This is a genomic window from Streptomyces sp. NPDC005898, assembly GCF_040629635.1.
In the GTDB taxonomy this organism is placed as follows: Bacteria; Actinomycetota; Actinomycetes; order Streptomycetales; family Streptomycetaceae; genus Streptomyces.
In genome coordinates this window covers 26994-53148 of sequence record NZ_JBEXWC010000035.1, presented here as the reverse complement: position 1 = coordinate 53148, position 26155 = coordinate 26994, and the positions used below count along the sequence as shown (strand labels likewise).

Sequence of the window (26155 nt, the reverse complement as noted above, 5' to 3'; positions counted from 1 at the left end):
CCAGAAACAAGCCCGCATCAGTCACTACAAACGGCGCGGACACAGTCCCTGAAACTGCCCAGCAATCAGCACAAACACCGTTGCAGTACTAGGGCTCTTACGGACCTTGCCGGGCTCGCAGCCCGGCGAGGGCCGGCCGGGCTCAGCCGCCCACCGTCGAGCGCGTCCCCTCCGCCGCGCCCGGTGCCGCGCCGAGCGCGGCCGCCGCCGCGCCGACCAGGCCGGCGTCGGTGCCCATCAGGGCGGGCACCACGGTGAGGCGGCGCACGAAGGAGAGCGTGGCGTAGTCGCCGAGCGCCCGCCGCAGCGGGGTGAAGAGGAGGTCGCCCGCCTTCGCCACCCCACCGCCGATCACCGCGATGTCGATCTCGACGAGCGTGGCGGTGGCGGCGATCCCGGCGGCGAGCGCCTGCGCGGCCCGGGCGAAGGAGGCGCGCGCGAGGGGGTCCCCGGCACGCGCGGCGGCGGCCACGGCGGCGGCGGACGTGTCGCCGTCGGGCCCCGGCAGCCAGCCGCCCTCCACGGCGCGCCGGGCGATGTTCGGACCGCTCGCCACGCGCTCCACGCACCCGCGCGCGCCGCACGGGCAGGGGTCGCCGTCGAGGTCGACGCTGATGTGCCCGATGTGGCCCGCGTTGCCGGTGGGGCCCGGGTGGAGCTTGCCGCCCAGGACGAGGCCGCCGCCGACACCGGTCGAGACGACCATGCACAGCGCGTTGTCGTGGCCGCGCGCCGCGCCCAGCCAGTGCTCGGCGGCGGTCATCGCCACGCCGTCGCCCACCAGGTGGACGGGCAGCCCGCCGGTCGCCGCGCGGACCCGCTCCACCAGCGGGAAGCCGCGCCAGCCGGGGACGTTGACCGGACTGACCGTGCCCGCCGAGGCGTCCACCGGGCCCGCGCTGCCGATGCCGACGGCGGTGACCGAGCCCCACAGCTCGTCGGACGTCAGCTCACCGAGGACCTCCGCGACCGCCCGCATCACCGTGTCGCCGTCCTCGCGCGCGGGGGTCGGCCGCTGGGCGCGCCGCAGGATGCGCCCCCGCCCGTCCACCAGGGCGCCGGCGATCTTGGTGCCGCCGATGTCGAGTGCGGCGACGAGGTCCATGTGCATCTGTGTCGGGTCTCCTGGTGTAAGGGCAGGCCGGAGAGTGCGAAGGTCAGTCTCCCTCGCATCTGACAACGTTGTCCAGGCCCTATGCTCGACGCCACACGCCCGGGGACGGCCGCCCGCCCCGGGGCAGAAGTTCGTGGACGACAGGACAGGACAGCGCACCGTGGCCGACACCGCCGCCCGACGACCCGACAACCGCTACGGCAACCGGCCGACGATGAAGGACGTCGCCGCCCGCGCCGGAGTCGGCCTGAAGACGGTCTCGCGCGTGGTGAACGGCGAGCCGGGCGTCACGCCCGACACCGAGCGCCGCGTCCAGGAGGCCATCGAGGCCCTGGGCTTCCGCCGCAACGACAGTGCCCGCGTGCTGCGCAAGGGCCGCACCGCCAGCATCGGCCTCGTCCTGGAGGACCTCGCCGACCCGTTCTACGGTCCGCTGAGCCGAGCCGTGGAGGAGGTCGCCCGGGCCCACGGCGCGCTGCTCATCAACGGATCGAGCGCCGAGGACCCGGACCGGGAACAGGAGTTGGTGCTCGCGCTGTGCGCCCGCCGGGTCGACGGCCTCGTCATCATCCCGGCCGGCGACGACCACCGCTATCTGGAACCGGAGATCGCCGCCGGGGTGGCGACCGTCTTCGTGGACCGGCCCGCGGGCAGGATCGACGCCGACGTGGTGCTCTCCGACAGCTTCGGCGGAGCGCGGGACGGCGTCGCGCACCTCATCGCGCACGGCCACCGCCGCATCGGCTTCATCGGCGACCAGCCGCGCATCCACACCGCCATAGAGCGGCTGCGGGGCTACCGCGCCGCGATGGAGGACGCGGGCATCCCGGTCGACGAGGCGTGGGTGTCGCTGGGCGTCACCGACCCGCGGCGGGTGCGCGCGGCGGCCGAGGAGATGCTGTCGGGGCCCGAGCCGGTGACGGCGGTCTTCGCCGGGAACAACCGCGTGACCGTCACGGTCGTACGCGTCCTCGCCGGCCTCGACCGGCCGGTGGCCCTGGTGGGCTTCGACGACATCGAGCTGGCCGACCTGCTGGACCCCGGCGTGAGCGTGGTCGCCCAGGACGCGGCCCAGCTCGGCAGGACGGCGGCGGAGCGCCTCTTCCGGCAGCTCGACGGCGCGTCCGTGGCTCCGGAGCGGGTCGAGCTGCCGACGCGGCTCATCACGCGCGGGTCGGGGGAACTACCACCCGCCGACTGAGCGGTCGCCGTCGGAAGTGGGCCCTCGGCTCAGCGGCCGGTCCCGAGGCCCGGCAGAGTCAGCTGCGGTGTCAGCGGCGCCTGGCGTCCGTCGGTCGCCCCGCCGTTCGTGAGGTCCTTGGTGCCGAGGCCCTGCCCCGCTGGTCCGACGAGGCTTCCGAGCAGGTTGGTGACGACGTCGACGAGCGAGCCGAGGACGCCGCCGAGCGGTTCCTGGCCCGGGGGTGTGGGGGCGGCCGTGAGACGAGCGGGCGCCACCGCGGCGCCGGTGTGGGGACGCTCGGGGAGAGCGGTGGCGGCCGCCGCCGGGACGGTGGCGGCCAGGCCGGCGGCGGCGGTCAGGCCGAGGGCGGTCAGAACGGTGGGCGCACGCATGCTTGCTCCTGGATTCCTCGCTTCGCGGATACAGCGGTTCCTCACCGAGCTTCCTGTGCGGTCGGGCCGGGCGCACCAGGAATGCCTCCGAATGCGCGACACCCGCCACGCCGTGTCCTGCGCACGCGTGCCGGATCAGGGCCAGAAGACCACCGCGAGAGCGACCAACGTGCCGAGGGCGATCAGCCCCCCGACGGCGCCGGCGACGAGGGCGCCCTTCGCGGCGGCCGGCCGGGTCTCCCGCCAGCCCAGCTCCCGTGCCACACCCCGGATCAGGCGGTGGCCGTCGGCGGAGGAGAAGGAGTGCCGCTCGGAGCCGTCCAGCGAACGGCTCCAGGTGCGGTACCGCGCCCGGCCGCTCTCCACGGTCCTGTGCGTGGTGCCGAACGCGCCTCGCTCATCGGTGCGGACCACGTCCGTCAGCGTGAAGGCCCGCTCGGCCGGGCGCAGCACGACCCGGTAGGTGTGGACGCGGCGCCCGCGCGGCAGCGGCACGTCCGCGATCAGGTCGAACCCCCGCTCCGTCCAGCGGTAGCGGTACGCCGTGCCGTCGGCCGCCGCCTCGACGCGGGCCCGCAGCTCCTCGGCGCCGTTCGGACCGGCGGTGGTGGAGGCGCCGGAGGTGTCGGGGGTGTCGTGCACGGGGTGTCGTCCGATCTCGGCGCTTCAGCAGGTGGGCAGGCCGGGCAGCGGCTTGTCGTTGTCGCCGCCCTTGATGTAGACGTCGCTGACGAAGACGCCGGTGTTGCCCTTGTCGTCGTCGGTCTTCGCCCACCAGACGTTCGTCCACTGGCCGTGCGTCTCGCGGCGGCCGAGGTTCTGCTGGCAGTAGAAGTAGTTCGTGCCCGCGTTCAGCACGCCCACTTCGGTGCCGGCGACGGTGTAGGACTTCGCGGCCGTCCACACCGAGCAGTTGTACTTGCCGCCGCCGACGGGGTGGCAGACGGGGTCCTCGGCGGGGCCGCCGCCGTCGCGCGGCTTGCTCGCGCCACTCGGCTCGGAGCCGGGGTCGGGGCGCGAGGCGGCCTCGTCCCGGTCCTTGGTCTTGGCGCCCGTCTTGGGCTTGTCGCGCCGCGCGCCGTCGGTGTCGTCCTTGGAGCTGTCCTCGGAGCTGCCCTTGGAGCGCTTCGCGTCCGGCTCGCGGGACGTGTCCTTACCCCCCTCTTTCGGCCCGGGGCGCTTCGAGCCGCCGCCCAGGGAGCCGCGGCTGCCGTCGTCCTCGGTCGGGCCCGAGCCGGCGGGCAGCGCGTCCTCCCGCGTCGGACCGCCGTTGTCGTCCTTGCCGTTCAGGAAGGCGGCGGTCGCGCCGGTGGCCGCGAGGACCACGGCCACGGCGACGGCGGTGAGCAGCGCCCGGCCCCGGCGCGGCCGTCGCGTGGCGCGCGTCTCGCCGAGGACGACGGGCGGCGGGCTCTGAGCGGCGGGCCGCGCCGCCAAGGGCTGTGCCGCCGACGGCGGGGCCGCGAAGGACGCGGGGGTGTGAGGTGCGGGCGGGTCCACCGAGGGCGGCGGTCCGAAGCCCGGCGGGGGTGCGCTCGGGATGCTGCGCTCCGTGGTGCCGCGCGGCCCGAGCCCGGCACCGACCGCGGCTGCGGGGCCCGTGCCCGCGTCCGCCCGCGCGACGCCGTCGAGCAGTCGCAGCGCCGATGCCGCGTCGGGGCGCGCCTGCGGGTCCTTGTCCATGAGCCGGCGCAGTACGGGCGTCAGCGGGCCCGCGCGGTGCGGCTCGGGCAGGGGGTCGGTGACGATCGCGGTGAGCGTGGACCACGTCGACGTACGGCGGAAGGGCGAGGAGCCCTCGACCGCCGCGTACAGCGTGGCGCCGAGGGCCCAGACGTCGGAGGCGGGGCCGGGGTCGTGGCCCTGGGCGCGCTCGGGCGCCAAGTAGTCGAGGGAGCCGACCAGTTCGCCGCTGCGGGTGAGGTGCGTGGCCGAGCCGTCGCCGGGGTCGTCCATCGTGGCGATGCCGAAGTCGGTGAGGACGACGCGGCCGCCGCTCTCCAGGAGGATGTTGCCGGGCTTCACGTCGCGGTGCAGGACGCCCACGCGGTGCGCGGCGGCGAGGGCGTCCATGACCTTGGCGCCGATCCCCGCCGCCGTACGGGGGTCGAGGGCGCCGCGCTCGCGCAGCACGTCGTCCAGGGAGGGGCCGTCGATCAGCTCCATGACGATGAGCGGCCGCCCGTCGACCTCGGCGACGTCGTGCACGGCGACGACTCCGGGGTGGCGCACGCGGGCGGCGGCGCGGGCCTCGCGCTGCATCCGCAGGCGCAGGTCGGCCAGTTCGGGGCCGCCCGCGTCGGTGTACGTGCGCAGTTCCTTCACCGCGACCTCGCGGTGCAGCACCTCGTCGACGGCGCGCCAGACGACGCCCATGCCGCCGCGGCCGAGCCGCGCCACGACGCGGTAGCGCCCGGCGAGGAGTGTGCCCGCCTCGCCCGTGTGTTCCTGATCCCCCGAATGCACCGCTGCCCCGTCCGTGTGAACCACTTTCCGTGGCGTACAGACTAAGGGGCGGCGGTGACGGGGCGTGCCGGGTGTTACTTGCCGGAAGCGGTGAGGTCGCCTCGGCGCGGGCCGGCGAAGCCCTGGAGGCGGGCCAGGGTCAGTCCGGTGAGCCGGGTGACCTCGCCGGCGTCGAGGGCGCCGCAGTCCAGGCCGCGCAGCAGATAGCCGGCGAGCGCCTTGGCGGTGGCGGGCTCGTCGGCCACGCCGCCGCCCTCGTGGTGCCCGGCGTAGGCGGCCAGCCGCCTCGCGGCGGCCGCGAAGCCCTCGCGGTAGAAGGCGAACACGGCGGCGTAGCGCGTGGGGATGTGGCCGGGGTGCATGTCCCAGCCCTGGTAGTAGGCGCGGGCCAGCGCGCGCCGGGTCAGGCCGTAGTGCAGCCGCCAGGCGTCGTGGACCTGCTCGGTGGTGCCGACGGGCAGGACGTTGGTGGAGCCGTCGGAGACCCGGACGCCGGTGCCGGCGGCGGCGACCTGCATGACGGCCTTGGCGTGGTCGGCGGCCGGGTGGTCGCTGGCCTGGTAGGCGGCGCTCACGTGGAGGCAGGCGCTGTAGTCGAAGGTGCCGTAGTGCAGGCCGGTGGCGCGGCCCTCGGCGGCCTGGATCATGCGGGCCACGGCGGCGGTGCCGTCGGTGGCGAGGATGGACTGGCTGGTCTCGATCTGGATCTCGAAGTCGATGCGGCCGTGCTCCAGGCCGCGCGCCTTCTCGAACTCCTCCAGGAGGCGGACCATCGCGGTGACCTGCTCGGGGTAGGTCACCTTGGGCAGCGTCAGGACGAGTCCGTCCGGCAGCCCGCCGGCCTCCATGAGGCCCGACAGGAAGACGTCGAGGGTGCGGATGCCCCGGTCGCGCACCGCCTCCTCCATGCACTTCATGCGGATGCCCATGTACGGGGCGGCGGTGCCGTCGCGGTACGCCTCGGCGACGAGCCGCGCCGCGCGGGCGGCGTCCTGGTCCTCGTCGGCGCCCTTGTAGCCGTCCTCGAAGTCGACGCGGAGGTCCTCGACGGGCTCGCGCTCCAGTTTGTTCCGTACGCGCGTGTAGACGGCTTCGGCGAGGTCGTCGCCGAAGCCGAGGACGGCGGCGAAGGAGGCGGCGTCCGGGGCGTGCTCGTCGAGCATCGCGAGGGCCTTGTCGCCCCAGGTGCGGATGGTGTCGGCGCCGAACTGCTCACCGGGGACGTACACGGTGTGGACGGGCTGGCGCGTGCCGGGGTCTCCGGGGTAGCGGCGCGCCAGCTCCGCGTCCACGGGGGCGAGGGACGCGCTGATGCCCTCGCTGACCGCGCCGGCGAGGCTCGTCGCCACCTTCTCTTGCTGACCCATTCCCGCTTCCTCCACACGCTCGGTGCCGCGCCCGGCAATTCCGCTTCACGGAATCAACAATCCGTATGGCGAAGCTATCCGTGACCTTCGCGCCGGTCAACACCCTCCCGTGTCCTGCATCCGTAGCCGACCGCGCGGGATCACGCGTGTCCCGGACCGAGTCGGCGGCCGATGCGGACAGTCTGTGGCCCACATCCTCCCCCGCTTCCGGCGTCGGCCGCGCGGACCGAATCCAAGGAGCTTGTGTGCCGATCGACTCCTCCTTCACGCGCCGCTCGGGCCTGCGGGCCGCGCTCGCCGCGACCGTGGCGCTCCCCGTGCTCGGCACCGCGCTGTCCCCCCGGCAGGCCCATGCCGCCGGGGCGCCGGACGCCCGCCTGGAGGTCATGTCGTACAACGTCCGCTTCGCGAGCAACAAACCGCCGCACACCTGGCCCGAACGCCGCCCGGCGGCACGGGAGATGCTGCTGCGCGCCAGGCCGCACGTCATCGGCACCCAGGAAGGCCTCTATTACCAGCTCCAGGACATCGAGACCGATCTCGGCGCCGACTACGACTGGGTCGGCACCGGGGTCGGGGGCGGCAGCCGCGACGAGTTCATGGCCGTCTTTTATGACAACCGCCGCTTGTTCCCGCTCGAATACGAGCACTTCTGGCTCTCGGACACGCCGTACACCATCGCCTCGAACACCTGGGGCGCCAACTCGCCCCGCATGGCCACCTGGGTGCGCTTCCTCGACCTGGTCACCAACACCCAGCTGTACGTCCTCAACACGCACCTCGACCACGTCAGCCAGAACGCGCGCGAGCGTTCGGCGACCCTCATGGCCGAGCGCATCGCCCTGATGAAGACGAGTACGCCGCTCATCGTGACGGGCGACTTCAACGCGACGGCGCACGACAGCGCCGTGTACACCACGATGCTGGGCGCCGGCCTCGTCGACACCTGGGACGCCGCGAAGGAACGCGGCCCGGCGTACGGCACGTTCGGCGGCTACAAGCCGCCCGTCGTCGGCGGCGGGCGCATCGACTGGATCCTGACCAGGCCGACGGCGCAGGTGCACTCGGCGTCGGTGAACACGTTCGCGCTCGGCGGGCAGTACCCGAGCGACCACCTGCCGGTGCAGGCGACGCTGACGCTGTGACGCGCGAAGGCCCCCACCTCGCGGGCGCGGGGCGGGGGCCTTCGGACGAGCGAGGAGATCAGCCCTTGCGGGACTTGACCTCTTCGGTGAGGGCCGGGACGACCTCGAAGAGGTCGCCGACCACGCCGTAGTCGACCAGGTCGAAGATCGGGGCCTCGGCGTCCTTGTTGATGGCCACGATGGTCTTCGAGGTCTGCATGCCCGCGCGGTGCTGGATCGCGCCGGAGATGCCGGAGGCGATGTACAGCTGCGGGGAGACCGACTTGCCGGTCTGGCCCACCTGGTTGGAGTGCGGGTACCAGCCGGCGTCGACGGCGGCGCGGGAGGCACCGACGGCGGCACCGAGCGAGTCGGCGAGCGCCTCGATGATCGAGAAGTTCTCGGCGCCGTTGACGCCGCGGCCGCCGGAGACCACGATCGCGGCCTCGGTCAGCTCGGGTCGGCCCGTCGACTCGCGCGGGGTGCGCGAGACGACCTTGGTGCCGGTGGCCTTCTCGGAGAAGGAGACCGTCAGGGCCTCGACGGCGCCGGCGGCCGGGGCGGCCTCCACGGCGGCCGAGTTCGGCTTGACCGTGATGACCGGGGTGCCCCGGGTGATGCGGGACTTGGTGGTGTACGAGGCGGCGAACGCGGACTGCGTGGCCACCGGGCCCTCGTCGCCGGCCTCCAGGTCGACGGCGTCCGTGATGATGCCGGACCCGATGCGGACCGCGAGGCGGGCCGCGATCTCCTTGGCCTCGGCGGAGGAGGGCAGCAGCACGGCGGCCGGGGAGAGCGCGTCGTAGGCGGCCTGGAGCGCGTCCACCTTCGGTACGACGAGGTAGTCGGCGAGCTCGGGGGCGTCGGCCGTGAGCACCTTGACCGCGCCGTGCTCGGCGAGCGTGGCGGCGGTGGCCTCGGCGCCGTTGCCGAGGGCGACGGCGACGGGCTCGCCGATGCGGCGGGCCAGGGTCAGCAGCTCCAGGGTGGGCTTGCGGACGGCGCCGTCGACGTGGTCGACGTAGACGAGAACTTCAGCCATGGGACTTCAATCTCCTGCGATTGCGAAGAAGTTGGGGCGGTTGAGGGGGTGACTGAAGCTCAGATGAACTTCTGGCCCGCGAGGAACTCGGCGAGCTGCTTGCCGCCCTCGCCCTCGTCCTTGACGATCGTGCCGGCCGTGCGGGCCGGACGCTCGGCGGCCGAGTCGACCTTGGTCCAGGCGCCTTCCAGGCCGACCTCTTCGGCGTCGATGCCCAGGTCGTCCAGGTCGAGCGACTCCACCGGCTTCTTCTTGGCGGCCATGATGCCCTTGAAGGACGGGTAGCGGGCCTCGCCCGACTGGTCCGTCACGGACACGACGGCCGGCAGGGAGGCCTCCAGCTGCTCGGAGGCGCTGTCGCCGTCCCGGCGGCCCTTGACGACGCCGTCCGCGACGGAGACCTCGGAGAGCAGGGTGACCTGCGGGACGCCGAGGCGCTCGGCGAGGATCGCCGGCAGCACGCCCATGGTGCCGTCGGTCGAGGCCATACCGGCGATGACCAGGTCGTAGCCGGTCTTCTCGATGGCCTTGGCGAGCACCAGGGAGGTGCCCATGACGTCGCTGCCGTGCAGGTCGTCGTCCTCGACGTGGACGGCCTTGTGGGCGCCCATGGAGAGCGCCTTGCGCAGCGCGTCCTTGGCGTCCTCGGGGCCGACGGTCAGCACGGTGATCTCCGCGTCGTCCGCCCCGTCGGCGATCTGCAGCGCCTGCTCGACCGCGTACTCGTCGAGCTCCGACAGCAGGCCGTCGACGTCGTCGCGGTCGACGGTCAGGTCATCGGCGAAGTGCCGGTCGCCGGTGGCGTCGGGCACGTACTTCACACAGACAACGATCCTCAAGCTCACGCCGGCTCTCCTACTGCATCGTCTTTACGGGCTGCTGCCTCGGCTCATGGCCACTGCCTCTTGCAGGCAGCATAGGCGCCTGAAGCGGCGGATCCCGGTCGGGGCGGCCCGCGCTCCGACCGAAATATTACTCATGAGTACACCCAGTTCATTCCCGCTGAGCAAGCGCTTTGAACTGTGACCTTCCCAACGCTCCGTAATCGGGCCGCCCGCCCCCGAACGGGAACTCTCAGTCGCGCAGAGCGTTGAAGCGCCCCTGGTGGTACAGCAACGGCCGGCCCTCGCCCGATCCGTCGCCGGTGACGACTTCCGCGAGCACCAGACGGTGGTCGCCGGCGGGGACGCGGGCCACGATCCGGCAGACCAGCCAGGCGAGCGCGCCGTCGAGCACGGGCACGCCCTCGGGCCCCTCGTGCCAAGTGGTGGGCGCCCCGAAGCGGTCGGCGCCGCTGCGCGCGAAGGTGGCGGCCAGGTCCTGCTGGTGCTCGCCGAGTATGTGCACGCCTACATGCGTGGTTTCGGAGACCGCGGGCCAGCTGGAGGCGCCGGTGCCGATGCCGAAGGAGACCATCGGGGGCTCGGCGGACACCGAGGTGAGCGAGGTGGCGGTGAAGCCGACGGGGGTGGAGCCGTGGGCCGCGGTGATCACGGCGACCCCCGCCGCGTGCCGCCGGAAGACCGAGCGCAGCAGATCGGGGGAGGCGAGCCGGGGCGCGCCGAGGGCTGACGATGCCGTCACGGGGTTGTCCTTCTGCCGGAGGTACGAGCGAAGACGTCGGTGCTCAGCAGTGCGGACAGCGGGCACCGGCGGGGCGGGCGCGGTCCACGCGGACGCGCCCGTACGGCTCGCACGGCTCGTTCAGAAGAAGGTCCCGAGGCATGGGGGAAGCCTCGCCACTGACACCGCGTGCCGTCAAGTCCGTCACCGGGTGCCGCCGGACCGGTCACAGGGCCTGGCCCAGTGCGGCGATCACGTCGGCCTTGCGGGGCTGGCCGGCGGCGCGCCGCACCGGATCGCCGTGCGCGTCCAGGACGAGCACGGTCGGCGTCCGCTCGACGCGCAGCCGCCGCACGAGGTCGAGGTGCTCCTCGGCGTCGATCTCCACATGGGTGACCCCGGGGACCATCGCGGCGACGTCCGCGAGCACTCTGCGGGTCGCCCCGCAGGGCCGGCAGAAGGCGCTGGAGAACTGCACGAGCGTCGCCCGCTCCCCCAGTTCATGTCCGAGGTCCGCCGCGCCGAGCCGCTGTTCCGCGTCATCCCCTGGCACGTGCGCCTCCCGCTTCTGTGCATGTCATCCGATCGCTCCCCCGTTCAGCGTCCTGATACCCGCGAAAGATTCCGACGTGATGAGAATCTCCCGGATTGACGGCACCAAGGCTGGTCACTCGTCCGTTCTTGGGGCACGATCTGCGCAATGCCGTAAAACCTACGGCTGCGTAACCTCCCGCCGGAAGCCCCCTACCGCAGGCAGAAACGAAGGGCCCTCTCCACCCATGGCAGAGCTTGTCTACCGCCCCGTGATCGGTGCAGCGAAAACGCTGTTCAAGGCGTGGGACCTGAAGATCGACTGCAAAGGGTCGGAGAACATCCCACGCTCCGGCGGCGCGGTCCTGGTCAGCAATCACATCAGTTATCTCGACTTCATCTTCGACGGCCTCGCCGCCCTGCCGCAGAAGCGGCTGGTGCGCTTCATGGCCAAGGAGTCGGTCTTCCGGCACAAGATCTCCGGGCCGCTCATGCGCGGGATGAAGCACATTCCGGTGGACCGCACGCAGGGTGAGTCCGCCTACGCGCACGCACTGGACTCGCTGCGCTCCGGGGAGATCATCGGCGTCTTCCCCGAGGCGACGATCTCCCAGTCCTTCACCCTCAAGACGTTCAAGTCGGGTGCCGCGCGGCTGGCGCAGGAGGCCGGGGTGCCGCTCATCCCGATGGCCCTGTGGGGCACGCAGCGGCTGTGGACCAAGGGCCACCCGCGCAACTTCCGGCGCAGCCACCTGCCGATCACGATCCGGGTGGGCGAGCCGGTCGAGGCGCCCAAGGACCAGTACGCGGGTGCGATCACGCGGCGGCTGCGCGAGCGCTGCCAGGAGCTCCTGGAAGCGGCGCAGCGCGCCTACCCCGTGCGCCCCAAGGGTCCGGACGACACCTGGTGGATGCCGGCCCACCTCGGCGGTACGGCGCCGACCCCCGCCGAGGTGAAGGCCTCCGAGGCCGGCTGACCCGGCGCCCGGCCGGTCGCGGCGCGTGGACTCAGCGCGGCCGGCGGACTCAGCGCGGCGCGTGGACGGTGATCCGCGCGCCGGGGCTGAACTTCTCCAGGAGTTCGGCCAGCTCGGCGCCCGCGCCCTCCAGGCCGGCGTGCGGGCCCATGCCCTCCAGCAGGAAGATCGCGTTCACCGACTCCTCGGTGAGCCGGGTGCGCGGCCCCTGCCGCCAGTTCCAGCGGCGGCAGGTGACGCCCTCGTCGTCGCACCACACGACTTCGCCCTTCTCGGGGTGCTCTATGACGCGCTCCCCCGCCGCGGCGGTCACGAAGTCCTCGGTGCCCTCGGCCCGCACCAGGCGCATCCCGCCCTTGATCCGGTCCCGGTCCTCGCCGCCGACCGGGATCAGATGGGCCACGCTGACCGCGTTGTAGAGATCGACGAGGACGTTGATCCGGGGCAGTCCGCCGTCGGCGAGCGCCCGCTTGGCGAGCGCCTCGGCGGAGTTGCGGGTGCGCGAGGGCTTCGCGCCGAAGGCGGTGTAGGCCGCGCGCCAGGCCGCCATGTGCGGGTCCTCGTGCGGGGCGCGGCCGTCGAGCCGTAGGGCCAGTCGCCGTGCGGCCTCCGCCAGGAGGTCCGCACCGGCGTCGGTGCTGGGCCCGTTGGTCAGGCCGTACGCCTCGACGGCGACGTGGGTGAAGCCGGGCGCGAGGGTGCGCACCTCGTCGGAGACGGTGAGGGTCAGGGGCGCGTCGGTCATGGGCTGCCTCGCTGCGTCGGGGCTCGTCAGAGCGCGTCGGGAAGGTTCTCCCACAGGTGGCGTCGGTCCGGGGCGTTCTTCAGGGCGCTCAGAACCGCCGGGTGCGGTGCAGCATAGAGTACCGGATAGTCCACCTCACTGGACTTCGCGTCCGGCGAGAAGGCCAGCCGCTCGCCGCTCAGCGAGAACCGGGCGTCGACGCCCGGCTTGTTGCCGCGGCAGTCCTGCCGGTGCCAGGCCCCGCGGAAGCGGACGGCGACGAGTCCGTGGACGCAGTGGCCGGTTCCGGCGTCATGCGTCAGCCGCTGGTAGCAGAGCGCGGTCGGGATGTCCTCGGCACGCAGCAGCGCGGCCAGCGCGTGCGCCTTGGCGTGACAGATGCCGGTGCCCCGCGCGAGGACGTCCGAGGCGCGCCAGGTGACCCGCGGGTCGCCGCTGTCGGCGGAGTGCGGAATGGCGTCGCGGACGTACTCGAAGGCGGCCTGGGCGTATACGTATGAATCCGAGGCCTTGTCGGCGAGCCGTGCGGCTCTCTCCCGTACGAGGGGATGGTGGTGGTCGATGACGTCGTCCGCCGCCAGATACGCGGACAGGTCGGAGTTCTCCTGGATCAGCTGCATGCCACGGGAGCATAGAAATGCGACCGACCGGAGGTCAATACCTTTACGGCCAGTCGCATACCTATGCAGTTATGCAGCGTGGGGTCCGGATCAGCGCGCCATCTCTTCCTTCAGCGCCGCCAGGAACCCCTCGACGTCCTCCTCGCGGGTGTCGAACGCGCACATCCAGCGCACCACGCCCGCCGCCTCGTCCCAGAAGTAGAAGCGGTACCGCTTCTGGAGGCGCTCGCTGACCTCGTGCGGCAGGCGCGCGAAGACGGCGTTGGCCTGCACCGGGTAGAGGATCTCCACGCCGGGCACGGAGCGGACCCCCTCGGCCAGGCGCCGGGCCATCTCGTTGGCGTGCCGGGCGTTGCGCAGCCACAGGTCCTTGGCGAGCAGGGCCTCCAGCTGCACGGACACGAAGCGCATCTTGGAGGCGAGCTGCATCGACATCTTGCGCAGGTGCTTCATGTGGCGCACGGCGTCCTGGTTGATGACCACGACGGCCTCACCGAACAGGGCACCGTTCTTGGTGCCGCCGAGCGAGAGGATGTCGACGCCGACCGCGTTCGTGAAGGTGCGCATGGGCACGTCGAGCGCGGCGGCCGCGTTGGATATCCGCGAACCGTCGAGGTGCACCTTCATGCCGAGCTGGTGCGCGTGCTCGCAGATCGCGCGGATCTCCTCGGGCGTGTACAGCGTGCCCAGTTCGGTGTTCTGCGCGATCGAGACGGCCTGCGGCATCGCGCGGTGCTCGTCCTCCCAGCCGAACGCCTGCTTGTCGATCAGCTCCGGCGTCAGCTTGCCGTCGGGCGTGGGCACCGTGAGCAGCTTGATGCCGGCCATGCGCTCGGGGGCGCCGCCCTCGTCGACGTTGATGTGCGCGGACTCGGCGCAGATCACCGCGCCCCAGCGGTCGGTGAGCGCCTGGAGCGCGACGACGTTGGCACCCGTGCCGTTGAACACCGGGAACGCCTCGGCGCTCGGGCCGAAGTGGCCCCGGATCACCCGCTGGAGGTTCTCCGTGTAGTCGTCCTCGCCGTACGCGATCTGGTGGCCGCCGTTGGCGAGGGCCAGGGCGGCCATGACCTCGGGGTGCGCGCCCGCGTAGTTGTCGCTCGCGAAGCCGCGCAGGTCCGGGTCGTGGTGCCGGCGGGCGTCGGTCTTCGGTGGGTTCACGGCGTGCTTGGCGGCGGCGGTCACGGCTTCTCGGTCAGCCACAGGCGGGTTCCGTTCACTTCCCCGGCGGGCCGCTCCCAGACGCCGGCGATGGCCTCGGCCAGCTCCTTGACGTCCGTGAAGCCCGCGAACTTCGCGCTCGGCCGCTCCGCGCGCATCGCGTCGTGCACCAGCGCCTTGACCACCAGGATCGCAGCCGCCGCGCGGGGACCGTCCTCGCCCCCCGCCTTGCGGAAGGCGTCGGCGAGGGCGAGCGTCCAGGCCTCGGCCGCCGCCTTGGAGGCCGCGTACGCCGCGTTGCCCGCCGTCGGCTTGGCGGCGCCCGCGGCGCTGATCAGCAGGTAGCGGCCGCGGTCGCTGCGCCGCAGTCCGTCCTCGAAGGCGAGGGAGGTGTGCTGCACGGTGCGGATCAGCAGCTTCTCCAGGAAGTCCCAGTCGGCGAGGTCCGTCTCGGCGAAGCTCTTGCTGCCGCGCCAGCCGCCCACGAGGTGGACGAGGCCGTCGATCCGCCCGAACTCCCTCTCCGTACGCGTCGCCCACTCGCGGGCGGCGTCCAGATCGAGCAGGTCGACGGTGTCGCCGATGACGGTGGCCCCGCCGTGCGCGTACCGGGCGGCGTCCACGGCCTCGTGCAGGCTCAGCGGATCGGCGTCCGACGCCACGACCGTGGCGCCCGCCTCGGCCAGCCTCAGCAGGGTGGCGCGCCCCGCGGCGCCGCCGGCCCCGGCCACCGCGACCACGGCTCCATCGAGTGCGGACATGGTCCTCGCCTCCTCCTGGCGGCCGCTCACGCGGCGACCTTCTCGGCGCCCGAGGCGGTGATCCCCTTGGTGGAGGCGATCACGTGCTTCAGCTTCTTGGAGAGCGCCTCATAGAACATGCTGAGCGGAAATTCGTCGGGAAGCACCTCGTCGACCAGTTTGCGCGGCGGTAGCGAGGTGTCCAGGGCCTCGGGGCCCTTGGCCCAGCGCGATCCCGGGTGCGGGGCGAGGTAGGTGGAGACCAGCTCGTAGGCGGCGAACCAGTGGACCAGCTTCGGGCGGTCGATGCCCGCGCGGTAGAGGTCCTCGATCTCGGCGCACAGCTGGTTGGTGACCCGCGGCGCGCGCTCCCAGTCGATGGTGAGCTTGTTGTCCGTCCAGCGGATCACGTCGTGCTTGTGGAGGTAGGCGAAGAGGAGCTGGCCGCCGAGCCCGTCGTAGTTGCGCACGCGCTCGCCGGTGACCGGGAAGCGGAACATGCGGTCGAAGAGCACCGCGTACTGCACGTCGCGGCCCTGCGGGAAGCCGTCGGCCTCCAGCTTCACGGCCTCCTTGAAGGCGGTGAGGTCGCAGCGCAGCTCTTCGAGGCCGTACATCCAGAACGGCTGGCGCTGCTTGATCATGAACGGGTCGAAGGGCAGGTCGCCGTGGCTGTGCGTGCGGTCGTGGACCATGTCCCACAGCACGAACGCCTGCTGGCAGCGGTCCTGGTCGCCGACCATGTCGCGGATGTCCGCGGGCAGTTCGAGCCCGAGGATGTCGACGGCGGCGTCGGTGACGCGGCGGAAGCGGGCCGCCTCGCGGTCACAGAAGATGCCGCCCCAGGAGAAGCGCTCCGGGGCCTCGCGCACGGCGATCGTCTCGGGGAAGAGCACGGCCGAGTTGGTGTCGTACCCGGCGGTGAAGTCCTCGAAGGTGATGCCGCAGAACAGCGGGTTGTCGTAGCGCGTGCGCTCCAGCTCGGCCAGCCACTGGGGCCAGACCATGCGCAGCACGACCGCCTCCAGATTGCGGTCGGGGTTGCCGTTCTGCGTGTACATCGGGAAGACCACCAGGTGCTGGAGGCCGTCCCGGCGGTTCGCCGCGGGCTGGAAGGCGAGCAGCGAGTCCAGGAAGTCCGGCACCTGGAAGCCGCTCTCGGCCCAGCGCCGCAGGTCCGCCACGAGCGCGCGGTGGTAGGCGATGTCGTGCGGCAGCAGCGGGCTGAGCTGCTCCACGGCGGAGATCACCCGCTCCACGGCGAGTTCCGCGGCGGCCTGGGCCGGGGCGCCCTCCGCAGCGAAGTCGATGGAGCCGTCCTTCGACTGCCAGGGCCTGATCTCTTCCACGGCGTCCTTGAGCACCGGCCACGCCGGGTGGTCCACCACTCGCCCTTCAGCGGAAGGAACCGCACCCTCCGTACCCGCCTGCACAAGAATTTCCGTCATGTCCCACCTTCCACGGGAGAACCTCGCGTATGGACACCGTATGCGTGCATGGTTCTCCGCGACAAGGGGGGCCTCGGGAAATTATCCTGTGCGACCCCCGCCCTCACCGCTGTTTTTCCGGCCCGGTGCGGTGGAGGCGCTCACTTCTGCCGCCCCTCAAGGGAGTTGGGGTCAGCCGCGGGGCAGGTCCGCCCGGATGGTCTTGCCCTGCGGACCCGTGCTCACGTCGACCGTCACGGCCAGGGTCTTGACCATGGGCCAGCCGAAGCCGCCGGTCCCTCCCGCCAGGTCGGGCGTCCGCTCGCACGGCGGCCGGGGGTCGGCGTCGGTGACGGCGACCGTGATCACGTCCCGGCGTGCCACGAGGCGCAGCGAGCAGGCGCCACCGCTCGCGTGCCGTACCGAGTTGGTGACGAGTTCGGAGACGGTGAGCTCCACGCTGCCCGCGGCCTGCTCGTCCATCGTCGGACGGAGTCCGGCCAGGAAGGCGCGGGCGAAGTCCCGCGCCTGCGCCACGGCTTCGGGCCGCTTTTCGAACATCGCCCGATCCAACGGTTTACTCGGGTGCCGCCAATGGTCCGTCCTCATACGCCCCTCCTCGATCAGGGGTGGACTGTACGAATGGGTCTCTTGCCCCCGAAGCCGACTTCTTAACGCCCTCTCCCCTCCCGGCGCGGCCCGCACGCCGGCCGTCGGTGGCCGCACCCGGCGCACGAAGATCGATCCGTGTGGTCGGCATCACGTCACCTCTTCACGAATTGGGTGACATGAAGCGGCAAGAGGCGGGTAGTCGCTCGTCCACCAGCCCACAGGGGACAAGGGGGCTGGTGGAGAGGGAGGAAGACATGACGATGGCTACAGCGACCCAGACGGACACCGGCCTGAGAGAGCTGCCGGAAGTGGTGGATCCGCAGGCGGTCACGCCGAAGGACTCCCGCGCCTTGTCCCAGCTGTTCTTCGATCAGCTCGCGGTGCTCGAGGAGGGCACGGCTCAATACCAGTACGTGCGCAACACCCTGATCGAGCTGAACATGTCGCTGGTCCGGTACGCGGCCGGACGGTTCCGCAATCGCGGTGACGACATGGAGGACATCGTCCAGGTCGGCATGATCGGTCTGATCAAGGCCATCGACCGGTTCGAGCTCTCCCGTGAAGTGCAGTTCGCCACTTTCGCCGTCCCCTACATCGTCGGGGAGATCAAGCGGTTCTTCCGTGACACGTCCTGGGCGGTGCATGTCCCCCGCCGTCTCCAGGAGGCCCGGGTGGAGCTCGCCAAGGCCACCGAGGAGCTGAGCAGCCGGCTGGGCCGCGCCCCGACGGTGGACGAGCTCGCCGCGCTGATGAACCTCTCCCCGGACGAGGTCATCGAGGCCCGGCTCGCCTCCAACGGATACAACTCCGCCTCCCTCGACGCCGTCCTGCACGGCGACGCGAACGACGAGACCCCGCTGGCCGACTTCATCGGCGAGGTGGACCCCGCCCTGGAGCTCGTGGAGGACTTCCACGCGCTCGCCCCGCTCGTCGCCGACCTCCTCGAGCGCGACCGGCAGATCCTGCACCTGCGCTTCGTGGAGGAGCTGACGCAGTCGCAGATCGGTGAGCGCCTCGGCGTCTCCCAGATGCAGGTCTCCCGGCTCCTGTCGCGCACCCTGGCGACCCTGCGCCAGGGAATGCTCCCGGCCGCCGGCTGAGGCCGGGCCGCGGAGATCAGCTCCGGCCGTGCCAGTCCAGGCAGACGATCATGGCGTCGTCCTCGGCGACGCCCGACCCCCGATGGCCCGCCAGCTCGTGGAGCATGGCGCGCGGCACCTGCGAGGGTGGCAGCAGCCGTGTGCTGGCCATGGCGCGGGTGAGCGCTCGTTCGCTGTAGCGCTCACCCGCCGGGGAGGCCACGTTGTAAACGCCGTCGCTGACGAACAGCAGCCGGTCCCCGGGCTCCACGCGAAAGCGCTGGGAGGCGTACAGGGTGTCCTCGAACATGCCGAGCGGGAGCTGGGCGTCCAGCTCGATGGGCTCGGCCTTGCCGTGTCGCGTCCGCCACATCTTGGGCGACCCCGCGTCGATGACCTCCGCCTCCCCCGTCGCCAGGTCGAAGCGGAGCAGCAGCATGGAGAGATGGACGTCACCGCGGTAGTGGCCGTAGAGCGCCTGGTCGGCCAGGCATGCCTGGTCGGGCAGCGAGAGGCCGGCCCGGCGGGCGTTGCGCAGCGCGTTGATCGCGAGGTTGGTGAGCAGCGCGGCCTCGATGCCCTCGCCCATGCCGTTGGTGACCGTGAGCGTGAGGTGCTCCGCCGAGGTGGACCAGTCGAAGTTGTCGCCGTAGATCGCGTACGCCGGTTCGAGCTGGGCGCCGATCTCGTACTCGGGGCGCGAGCAGGAGCGGCCGGGCAGCAACTGCCACTGCATCTCGGCGGCGAGGGTGAGCCGGTCGGCGCGCCGGGCCTGGAGGTAGAGGTCGGTGTCCCGCTCCGCGACGACGATCTCGTGTCCGAGGACTTCCGCGACGTCCTCCAGCTCAGTGACGATGTAACTGTCGCAGGCCTCGGCCGGGAGCCGGACGGTGAGGATGCCGATGCGGTCGCCGCGCACGCTGACGGGCAGATGCACGCTCACGTGGCCCGCCGCCTCGTCCGTCTCCAGGTGGGGTTCCTGGGCGCCGAAGGCCCGGCCGGGCGCGCTGGTGTGGACAGAGATGGGGTCGGCGGTGTAGGGGAGCGCGTCGACGGGCTGGAGTATGGTCATCGCGTAGTCCGCCATCAGGAGGTCGACGGAGACCGCGTCGTAATGGGCGGTGAGCGTGTTCCGCACCGCTTCGAGGAGAGCATGCGGCGCGGCCCCGCGCAGCGCACGCTCCACCACCCTGAATCTGTCCACCTACGGGTAACCACCTATCCGGAATCGACGCAACGAGAAGGAGCGAGTGGCCCCGCATGTCTCAGCGACTGACAAGGCCATTGCGAAGTGTCACAGTTGAGGGCATGAATCCCGCCCCGTCCGGCAACGGCAATCACGACGCTGCCACGCATGCGGTCCGGGACGTCATCGAACTGCTCGAGGTCCTGTGGAACAAGGGCCGTGACATCACCACGACGGCGCCGGTGTCCTCGTCCCAGCTACGGGTGCTGTACGTCCTGGACGGCGCCCAGGGGATCAACCTCCGCACTCTCGGTGAGGTGCTCGGGTCCGCACCCTCGTCGGTGAGCCGGATGTGTGACCGTCTTCACGCGTTGGGCTTCATCGAGCGCTCTCTCAGTTCGGCCAGCCGACGCGAGCTGGAGCTTCGCCTGTCCGGCCAGGGAGAAAGCTACCTCAAAGAATTGCGGGCACGTCGTGAAAGTGCCCTGCTGGAGGTCATTTCCGGCATGACCCGGACAGACCGGGCGGCACTTGAGCAGGGCCTGAGGGGATTCCGTACGGCCGTGGGGACGGCTGCGGATTCGGCCGTGGGGGAGACCGCGGCGGCGAACCGGCCCCCCGCCGATGACACGGTGGAGACCGCCTGACCGCCGTCCCGCCCCTCCATCGGCCCGCCCGCCGGCCCGCCCGCCCCGCCGCGCGCCCCGCCACCGCACCCCACCGCGCGCACCGGCGGGGAACCGCGCCCCGCACGCTTCAGCCTTGTTGTCCTTGTGGAGAAAGTGAGTTGACGTCGGCTCACCGGGGGCAGGACTTCCGGTGATCGGTCGCCTCGACTAACGTTTGCCATGCGACAATAATTGCTAAGGTGGATGTAATGAACGCCAGTGAATCCGAGGCCCGGCTCAGCATCAGCGCGACGCTGCGCGAGCGGGGAGAGAAGGTGGCCGACCGGTGGGTGCAGCTCCAACTGGAACGATCGGTTCTGGGAGCGGGCATCACCGAGGCCGAGCTTCGTGAGGAAGCCGACGGCTTCGTCGACGCCCTGCGGGCAGGGCTGGACAGCGGACTGCCCGTCGAGGGCGTGGCCACCACGCACCCGGAGCTGCGCCAGGCGATCACCGACCTGTCCCTGCGCCGGGCACGGGGCGGTGCCACCCCGACCGTGACCTCGCTGGCCGTGCTGGCCCTCAAGGAGGCGCTGCTCGAAGGAGTGCAGGAGCAGGCACAGGACACCAAGGCGCTGTACCAGGCCGCCGTGTTCGTCAACCGCCTCCTCGACATCGCGGGCGCCCTGTCCTTCGCCACGTACGTGGAGGGCCGCGAGGAGATCATCCGCCGCCAGAGCCGCCAGCTCCTCGAGGTCTCCACCCCGGTGGTCCGGCTGTGGGACAAGGTCCTGGCCGTCCCGTTGATCGGCTCGCTCGACACCACCCGCACCCAGGTGGTGATGGAGAACCTCCTCCAGGCCATCGAGCGCGACGAGGCGCAGGTCGCGATCATCGACATCACGGGCGTGCCCACCGTGGACACGGCCGTGGCGCACCACCTCATGCAGACCGTCAACGCCGTACGCCTGATGGGCACCGACTGTGTGATCAGCGGCATCCGGCCGCCGATCGCCCAGATCATCGCCCAACTGGGCATCGACCTGTCCGCCATCCTGACCCGGGCCACCCTCGCCGACGCCCTGGCCGCGGCGATCTCCCTCACCGACCGGCCGTTCCGTTCCGCGGACCCCGCGAGCCTGCGATGAGCGGCGGCCCGCGCGGCGGAGTGCCGATCCTGCGTCTGGGCGACGTCCTCGTCACCGGACTGCTCAACGAACTCGACGACAAGAGCGCCATCGCCTTCACCGAGGAGCTGACCGAGCGCATCGTCGGCGACCGCGCCCGCGGAGTGCTCATAGACATCTCGCGCCTCGAGCTGATCGACTCCTTCGTGGCCCGCACCCTGATGGAACTCACCACCACGGCGCGCCTGCTGGGCGCGCGGGTCATCGTGGCGGGCATGCGTCCCGCCGTGGCCATCACCCTGGTCGAGCTGGGGCTGCGCCTGTCCGGCGTGGAGACCACGCTCAACGCCGAACAGGGGCTGCGCGCGCTGGGCTGGGAGAAGGCGCCGGTGCCCCCCGCCGAAGGAGGGACCAGTTGACCCTCTACGGCGACCTCGACGAGATCCGGGCCACCCCCTCCCCCTCGGCCGAGGATTCCGACGGCACACGTGTCACGCATGAGATCAACGTCGAGGAGGATCTGCTCACGGCCCGGCACGCGGTGCGCGACGCCACGGTGCGAGCGGGCTTCGGCCTGGTGGACCAGACCCGTATCGTCACCGCGGCCAGCGAACTGGCCCGCAACGCCTACGTCCACGGCGGCGGCGGCACCCTGGCCATCGAGTTCGTCCAGAAGGCCGGGCGGCGGGGGCTGCGGCTCACGGTGAGCGACGACGGGCCGGGCATCGCCGACCTCGAAGCGGCGTTCACCGACGGCTACACCACCGGCGCGGGCCTCGGGCACGGGCTCGGCGGGGCGCGCCGCCTCATGGACGAGTTCGACGTGTCCAGCGCGCCCGGCCGTGGCACGACCGTCACCGCCGTCCGCTGGAACGGACCGCGGTGAACACCATGGACGGAGCCGACCCAACGGGCGCCACGGACTCCAAGGGCTCGACGGGCCCCCTGGAGTCCGTGGACGTCCTTGAGGCGCCCACCACGCTGCACATCCCCATCGACCACCACAGCGCCGTGCAGACCGCGGCCAGCCGGGCCCGCGCGCTCGCCCACGCCTGTGGCATGCCGGGAGCGCTGCCGGACCAGGCGGCCGTGCTCGCCAGCGAACTGGCCAGCAACATCAGCAAGCACGCCCGCAACGGCGCGCTCTTCCTCCAGCCCTCGCCGCTGGGCCGGCGCTCCCCGCTGGACACCGCTCTGGACGTGGTGGCGGTGGACCACGGCCCCGGCATCGCGGACATCGGCCTGAGCCTCACCGACGGCTTCAGCACCACCAGGACCATGGGCGCGGGTCTGGGGGCGGTACGCCGCATCGCCACCGACTTCACCCTGCGCTCGACGCCGGGCCTCGGCACCCTCGCCCACGCCCGCCTCGCGCTGCCGGGGGGCCGGCGGCCGGGGGCCGCCATCGGCGCCCTGTGCCTGCCGGCCACCGGGGAGCAGGTGTGCGGGGACGGCTACGCCGTCGCCGAGGAGGGCGGGACGTGGACGGGCCTGGTCATCGACGGCCTGGGGCACGGCCCGGAGGCGGCCGCGGCCAGCCGGCGCGCCGTGCGCACCTTCCAGTCCTGTTCGAACGCCCCGCTCCCCCAGGTGATCAACGCCCTGCACAGCTCGCTGCGGCACACGCGCGGCGCCGCGGCGACGGCGGTCCGGATGGGCGCCGAGCGCGCCGAGTTCTGCGGGGTCGGCAACATCCGCGCGGCGGCCCTGTCCGCCCACGGCGTGCACCGGCAGCTCACCGGGCAGGCGGGCATCGTCGGCTACAACCTGCCCACCCCGCGCAGCCGGTTCCTCGACGTCTCGGACTGCACGGCCGTGGTCCTGTACACCGACGGCATCGACCAGCGGTGGACGCAGGCCCCGACCGCCGACCGGCTGAGTCTGCCGCCTGCCCTGCTGGCGGCCTCCTTGGTCCACACCCACCGGCGACACCGTGACGACGCCACCGTGCTCGCCCTCGGCAGCCCCCTGGAAATCCGATGACCAGCGCCACCCTCCGCACCCCCGCCGCCCTGCGGCGCACCGTCCGCGGCATCGCCCTGAGCTACCGGCTGCCCGCCGAGGACCGGGCCCGGATCGTGCTGTCCCTGAGCGAGACGGCGGCCACCGCGCTGAACGCCGGCCGTCCGGTCACGCTGACCGCCACCGACGAGGCGGGCGCCGACGGCTCGGGCCGCCTGACCCTGGCCCTCGGCCTGCCCCGCCTGGAGGACTTCCAGGTGCGGGCCGAACAGCTTCCGCTGCCCGGTGAGGCGACCGCCGACGGCACGGTGGTGTGGCGGGTGCCCCTGCCCTCGGCGGCGCCGGCGCCGGTCACCGCCGTACTCCCGCGGCCCGCCGTCGAGCCGGGGGCGCCCGCCACCGCCGCTCGCCGCAACGGCGACGCCGACCTCCTGCTGCTGGAGGAGGAGCTGCGGGCCGCGCTCGCCCGGGCCGACGCCCTCGCCGACGAGCACCGCAAGCTCAAGCACGAACTGGCCGAGACCAACAGCGGGGTGCTCGCCCTCTACGTACAGCTGGAGGAGCGGGACGAGGAGCTGCGCAAGGCGCACGGGCGGACGCTGCGGGCCCTGGAGGACGCGCTGCGGCCCAGACCGCTGCACGTGGACGGCCTCGACCTCGCCGTCCACTACGCCCCCGCGAGCGACGACACCCCGACCGGCGGCGACCTCTACGACTGGTTCACCCTCCCCGACGGGACGGTGCACATCACGATCGTCGACGCCCTCGGCCACGGCATCACCAGTACGCGCACCGCGCTGACCGTCACCCACGCCGTGCGCACCCTCGCGCTCGAAGGCCATCCGCTGGGGAGCATCGTGGCGCGCACGGACGACATCCTGGCCCCCTTCGACCAGAGCGTCATGGCCACCCTGTTGCTGGCGCATCTCGACCCGGCGACCGGACGGCTCTCCCTGGCCAACGGCAGCCATCCGCCGGCGCTTCTCGTGCGCGCCGACGGGGAGGACACCTTCCTCGAAGTGCGCGGACGTGGCGTCGGCTTCCCCCTGCCCGGCAGTGAGCGCGTCCTGACCACCACGCTCCGCCCCGACGACCTGCTGATCCTGTACACCGACGGTCTCACCGAGAGCCGCCGGGACCCCCGGGAGGGCGAGCAGCGCCTGGTGGCGACCGCCCGCCGCTACCGCACGCGGCCCACGCAGGACGTCCCGGGCGCCATAGCGCGGGACATGCTCACGGACGTGCTCCACGAGGACGACACGCTGGCGCTGGCCGTCCGCTTCCGTTCCCCCGCCCGCTGAGCGGGTTACACCCGGCGTCGCAGAAGCGCCGACAGATGGTGCTGGAGCGGCCGGCCGACCGCCGCGAGGTCGTGGACGAAGGTGAGGGTGTCGGGGTCGGGGTCGCCGAGGGTGTAGCGGCGGCGTGTGGCGTCGACCTGTTTGGCGGTGGGGGTGAGGGCCACCTCCTGGGTGGCGAGGTCCACGGTGTCGCCGTCCGCGTGGCCGACGGCGATCTCCGCGACGCCGGTGGGCTGGGTGATCAGGGCCTCCACCCGGCCTTCGGGCCCCAGCCGCCACCAGCCGCTCTCCCGGGCGGAGGGGCGCAGGGGCCGCTCCTCGGCGTCGACCAGCCAGGCGCGGGCGTCGTAGTGGAGGAAGGGCCGGCCGTCGTGGCTGAAGGTGACCTCCTGCGCGTAGCTGAAGTCCCCGTCGAGCGTCGGGTAGCCGCCGCGGCCGCTGCCGTGCCAGGTGCCGAGCAGGCCGAGCACGGGCGTCAGCAGCGGGTGCGGGGCGGGCGCCGCGTCGGGGCGGTGCGCGTCGGGGTACGGGTGCCGCGGGGCGGGGTCGGACACGGTGCGCGCTCCTGAGTGGTGGGTCGGGTGCCGGGTGCAGCCTATGCGTGGCCCGGCCCGTGGGTCCCCCACATGAGTGACATACGCGGCGGCCGGGACGCCGCGTCACCTGTGGGCGAACAGAGGGCGTTACTTATCGGTACGGGGTACTCGACCGCAGCGAGCCCCATCAGCCGCCCAGAAGGAGCACCGTCATGGCGACCAAGCCGAACAAGAGCGACGAGACGAACGAGCGGAACAACGGACAGGGCGGGACCCAGAACGCGTCGGGGGACGTCGTCGAGCTGATCCTCGCCGATCACCGTCGCATGGAGGACCTCTTCCGTGAGATGCGCAGCGTGGAGGGCGACCGGGCCAAGGCCCTGCGGGAGTTCGCGGACCTGCTGATCGCGCACGCGCTCGCCGAGGAGGCCGAGGTCTACCCCGCCCTCAAGCGCTACCGGGACATCGAGAACGACGAGGTCGAGCACGGCGTCGAGGAGCACGAGGAGGGCAACAAGGCGCTCCTCGCCCTTCTCGAGGTCGAGGAGGTCGGCTCCGACGACTGGGACGAGAAGCTGGAGAAGCTCGTCGAGGAGATCACCCACCACGCCGACGAGGAGGAGCGCACGATCCTGAACGGCGCCCGCGAGAACGTCGCGATGGACCGCCGCGAGGAACTGGGCGCCGCCTTCGGCAAGGAGCGCGCCAAGCAGCTGGAGTCGGGCTGCGGCAGCGTCGAGAACGTCCGCCGCATCGTGAAGTCCTGAGTGGTGGGGGCGTGAGCCGTCGGGGGGCCGGGGGCCTTCCTCAGCCCTGGACGGGCGGCCAGACGGGCCGCTGGGCCTGGGGCAGCTCGGCCAGGGCGAGGCCGACCGTCCGGTGGCTGGGGAGCAGTTCGGCGCTGCCGGTCTGGGCGAGCAGGTCGGTCAGCCGGCGGCCCGCCCCCGCCAGCAGCAGTCTGCCGCCGCGGCGCTCCAGCAGCCACCGCATGGCCAGCAGGCAGTTGAGCCCCCGCGAGTCGCAGAAGGACAGCGCGGTGGCGTCCAGGACGAGGTGCAGGTGCCCCGCGTCCACGTAGGAGCCGAGCGTGCCGAGGAAGAGCGCCTCGCCGGTCTGGTCGAGTTCACCGGTGACGCGCAGCACCGCGCACTCGTCGCAGCTCGCCAGTTCCGTGATGACCAGTCGGCGGATCCGCGTGGACATCGGCGCCTCCCTCTCCTCGCGGCGCCACCCTACGCCCGCGGCGACCGGTGCTCGGCACTCTTGTGCGCAGTGCGGTACGTACCCGACCG

At 72.2% G+C, this 26155-nt stretch carries 29 protein-coding genes; 11 read left to right on the top strand and 18 right to left on the bottom strand.

Features of this window, described 5'->3' with window-relative positions; all coding sequences use genetic code 11:
- Positions 1-142: 142 nt before the first annotated feature.
- Positions 143-1111 (bottom strand): ROK family protein, encoded by a 969-nt coding sequence (locus ABZ385_RS30935; RefSeq protein ID WP_358579305.1) that lies wholly within the window; start codon positions 1109-1111, stop codon positions 143-145.
- A gap of 136 nt (positions 1112-1247) precedes the next feature.
- Here ABZ385_RS30935 and ABZ385_RS30930 point away from each other — a divergent pair, with 136 nt between their 5' ends.
- The gene (locus ABZ385_RS30930) at positions 1248-2315 is read left to right on the top strand and encodes a LacI family DNA-binding transcriptional regulator (protein WP_358700146.1); all 1068 of its coding nucleotides are present in this window, start codon (positions 1248-1250) and stop codon (positions 2313-2315) included.
- A 29-nt stretch (positions 2316-2344) separates the two neighbouring features.
- Here the strand turns inward: ABZ385_RS30930 and ABZ385_RS30925 are convergent, their stop codons facing one another.
- From ABZ385_RS30925 to ABZ385_RS30910, 4 genes are all read right to left on the bottom strand, one after another.
- Positions 2345-2689 (bottom strand): hypothetical protein, encoded by a 345-nt coding sequence (locus tag ABZ385_RS30925; protein ID WP_358579311.1) that lies wholly within the window; start codon positions 2687-2689, stop codon positions 2345-2347.
- 135 nt (positions 2690-2824) lie between these two features.
- On the bottom strand, positions 2825-3331 hold the full coding sequence (locus ABZ385_RS30920; RefSeq protein WP_358913964.1) for a hypothetical protein: 507 nt from the start codon (positions 3329-3331) through the stop codon (positions 2825-2827).
- Between the two features lie 24 nt (positions 3332-3355).
- A complete protein-coding gene (locus ABZ385_RS30915) occupies positions 3356-5155 on the bottom strand; it encodes a serine/threonine-protein kinase (protein WP_358913963.1) in 1800 nt (599 codons plus the stop codon).
- A gap of 74 nt (positions 5156-5229) precedes the next feature.
- Positions 5230-6522 (bottom strand): aldolase/citrate lyase family protein, encoded by a 1293-nt coding sequence (locus ABZ385_RS30910; protein WP_358913962.1) that lies wholly within the window; start codon positions 6520-6522, stop codon positions 5230-5232.
- 245 nt (positions 6523-6767) lie between these two features.
- On the opposite strand from ABZ385_RS30910, the gene ABZ385_RS30905 reads away from it, so the two are divergent.
- The gene (locus tag ABZ385_RS30905; protein WP_358698570.1) at positions 6768-7667 is read left to right on the top strand and encodes an endonuclease/exonuclease/phosphatase family protein; all 900 of its coding nucleotides are present in this window, start codon (positions 6768-6770) and stop codon (positions 7665-7667) included.
- A 58-nt stretch (positions 7668-7725) separates the two neighbouring features.
- On the opposite strand, the gene ABZ385_RS30900 is transcribed toward ABZ385_RS30905, so the two are convergent.
- The 4 genes from ABZ385_RS30900 to ABZ385_RS30885 all read right to left on the bottom strand — a co-directional run bounded on the left by ABZ385_RS30900 (position 7726) and on the right by ABZ385_RS30885 (position 10804).
- A complete protein-coding gene (locus ABZ385_RS30900; protein ID WP_358579321.1) occupies positions 7726-8688 on the bottom strand; it encodes an electron transfer flavoprotein subunit alpha/FixB family protein in 963 nt (320 codons plus the stop codon).
- A 59-nt stretch (positions 8689-8747) separates the two neighbouring features.
- Positions 8748-9533: an electron transfer flavoprotein subunit beta/FixA family protein gene (locus ABZ385_RS30895; RefSeq protein WP_358579324.1), complete on the bottom strand. Its 786-nt coding sequence runs from the start codon at positions 9531-9533 to the stop codon at positions 8748-8750.
- Between the two features lie 229 nt (positions 9534-9762).
- A complete protein-coding gene (locus ABZ385_RS30890) occupies positions 9763-10272 on the bottom strand; it encodes a flavin reductase family protein (RefSeq protein ID WP_358579326.1) in 510 nt (169 codons plus the stop codon).
- 205 nt (positions 10273-10477) lie between these two features.
- A complete protein-coding gene (locus ABZ385_RS30885; RefSeq protein ID WP_358579329.1) occupies positions 10478-10804 on the bottom strand; it encodes a thioredoxin family protein in 327 nt (108 codons plus the stop codon).
- A 226-nt stretch (positions 10805-11030) separates the two neighbouring features.
- Between ABZ385_RS30885 and ABZ385_RS30880 the strand changes: the two genes are divergently transcribed.
- Positions 11031-11759 (top strand): lysophospholipid acyltransferase family protein, encoded by a 729-nt coding sequence (locus ABZ385_RS30880; protein WP_358579331.1) that lies wholly within the window; start codon positions 11031-11033, stop codon positions 11757-11759.
- 49 nt (positions 11760-11808) lie between these two features.
- On the opposite strand, the gene ABZ385_RS30875 is transcribed toward ABZ385_RS30880, so the two are convergent.
- The 6 genes from ABZ385_RS30875 to ABZ385_RS30850 all read right to left on the bottom strand — a co-directional run bounded on the left by ABZ385_RS30875 (position 11809) and on the right by ABZ385_RS30850 (position 17013).
- Entirely contained in the window at positions 11809-12504 is a 696-nt protein-coding gene (locus ABZ385_RS30875) for a phenylalanine--tRNA ligase beta subunit-related protein (RefSeq protein ID WP_358579333.1), read from the bottom strand.
- A 26-nt stretch (positions 12505-12530) separates the two neighbouring features.
- Positions 12531-13124: a transglutaminase domain-containing protein gene (locus tag ABZ385_RS30870; protein ID WP_358579335.1), complete on the bottom strand. Its 594-nt coding sequence runs from the start codon at positions 13122-13124 to the stop codon at positions 12531-12533.
- Positions 13125-13214: 90 nt separating this feature from the next.
- On the bottom strand, positions 13215-14285 hold the full coding sequence (locus ABZ385_RS30865; protein ID WP_358579381.1) for a low specificity L-threonine aldolase: 1071 nt from the start codon (positions 14283-14285) through the stop codon (positions 13215-13217).
- 20 nt (positions 14286-14305) lie between these two features.
- Positions 14306-15046, bottom strand: a complete 741-nt coding sequence (locus ABZ385_RS30860) for an SDR family oxidoreductase (protein WP_358579337.1) — start codon at positions 15044-15046, stop codon at positions 14306-14308.
- A 26-nt stretch (positions 15047-15072) separates the two neighbouring features.
- Complete coding sequence (locus ABZ385_RS30855; RefSeq protein ID WP_358913961.1) at positions 15073-16473, bottom strand: DUF6421 family protein; 1401 nt, start codon at positions 16471-16473, stop codon at positions 15073-15075.
- A gap of 171 nt (positions 16474-16644) precedes the next feature.
- Positions 16645-17013 (bottom strand): ATP-binding protein, encoded by a 369-nt coding sequence (locus ABZ385_RS30850; protein WP_358913960.1) that lies wholly within the window; start codon positions 17011-17013, stop codon positions 16645-16647.
- Positions 17014-17318: 305 nt separating this feature from the next.
- Here ABZ385_RS30850 and ABZ385_RS30845 point away from each other — a divergent pair, with 305 nt between their 5' ends.
- Positions 17319-18164 carry an RNA polymerase sigma factor SigF gene (locus ABZ385_RS30845; RefSeq protein WP_358913959.1) on the top strand — a complete coding sequence of 282 codons (846 nt, stop codon included), beginning with the start codon at positions 17319-17321 and terminating at the stop codon, positions 18162-18164.
- Between the two features lie 16 nt (positions 18165-18180).
- On the opposite strand, the gene ABZ385_RS30840 is transcribed toward ABZ385_RS30845, so the two are convergent.
- Complete coding sequence (locus ABZ385_RS30840; RefSeq protein WP_358913958.1) at positions 18181-19347, bottom strand: PP2C family protein-serine/threonine phosphatase; 1167 nt, start codon at positions 19345-19347, stop codon at positions 18181-18183.
- A gap of 104 nt (positions 19348-19451) precedes the next feature.
- Between ABZ385_RS30840 and ABZ385_RS30835 the strand changes: the two genes are divergently transcribed.
- From ABZ385_RS30835 to ABZ385_RS30810, 6 genes are all read left to right on the top strand, one after another.
- Positions 19452-19976, top strand: a complete 525-nt coding sequence (locus tag ABZ385_RS30835) for a MarR family transcriptional regulator (RefSeq protein WP_358913957.1) — start codon at positions 19452-19454, stop codon at positions 19974-19976.
- Positions 19977-20206: 230 nt separating this feature from the next.
- Entirely contained in the window at positions 20207-21085 is an 879-nt protein-coding gene (locus tag ABZ385_RS30830) for an STAS domain-containing protein (protein WP_358579349.1), read from the top strand.
- Positions 21082-21483 (top strand): STAS domain-containing protein, encoded by a 402-nt coding sequence (locus ABZ385_RS30825; RefSeq protein ID WP_358579352.1) that lies wholly within the window; start codon positions 21082-21084, stop codon positions 21481-21483. The genes ABZ385_RS30830 and ABZ385_RS30825 overlap by 4 nt, the downstream gene beginning before the upstream one ends.
- Before the next feature lie 83 nt (positions 21484-21566).
- The gene (locus tag ABZ385_RS30820; RefSeq protein ID WP_358579384.1) at positions 21567-21950 is read left to right on the top strand and encodes an anti-sigma regulatory factor; all 384 of its coding nucleotides are present in this window, start codon (positions 21567-21569) and stop codon (positions 21948-21950) included.
- A 5-nt stretch (positions 21951-21955) separates the two neighbouring features.
- Complete coding sequence (locus ABZ385_RS30815; protein WP_358579355.1) at positions 21956-23047, top strand: SpoIIE family protein phosphatase; 1092 nt, start codon at positions 21956-21958, stop codon at positions 23045-23047.
- Entirely contained in the window at positions 23044-24327 is a 1284-nt protein-coding gene (locus tag ABZ385_RS30810; protein WP_358579357.1) for a PP2C family protein-serine/threonine phosphatase, read from the top strand. The genes ABZ385_RS30815 and ABZ385_RS30810 overlap by 4 nt, the downstream gene beginning before the upstream one ends.
- A 5-nt stretch (positions 24328-24332) precedes the next feature.
- On the opposite strand, the gene ABZ385_RS30805 is transcribed toward ABZ385_RS30810, so the two are convergent.
- Positions 24333-24881 carry an FABP family protein gene (locus ABZ385_RS30805; RefSeq protein WP_358913956.1) on the bottom strand — a complete coding sequence of 183 codons (549 nt, stop codon included), beginning with the start codon at positions 24879-24881 and terminating at the stop codon, positions 24333-24335.
- 284 nt (positions 24882-25165) lie between these two features.
- Between ABZ385_RS30805 and ABZ385_RS30800 the strand changes: the two genes are divergently transcribed.
- Positions 25166-25630, top strand: a complete 465-nt coding sequence (locus ABZ385_RS30800; protein ID WP_358579386.1) for a hemerythrin domain-containing protein — start codon at positions 25166-25168, stop codon at positions 25628-25630.
- Between the two features lie 40 nt (positions 25631-25670).
- On the opposite strand, the gene ABZ385_RS30795 is transcribed toward ABZ385_RS30800, so the two are convergent.
- Positions 25671-26066 carry an STAS domain-containing protein gene (locus ABZ385_RS30795; protein ID WP_358579362.1) on the bottom strand — a complete coding sequence of 132 codons (396 nt, stop codon included), beginning with the start codon at positions 26064-26066 and terminating at the stop codon, positions 25671-25673.
- Positions 26067-26155: the final 89 nt, after the last annotated feature.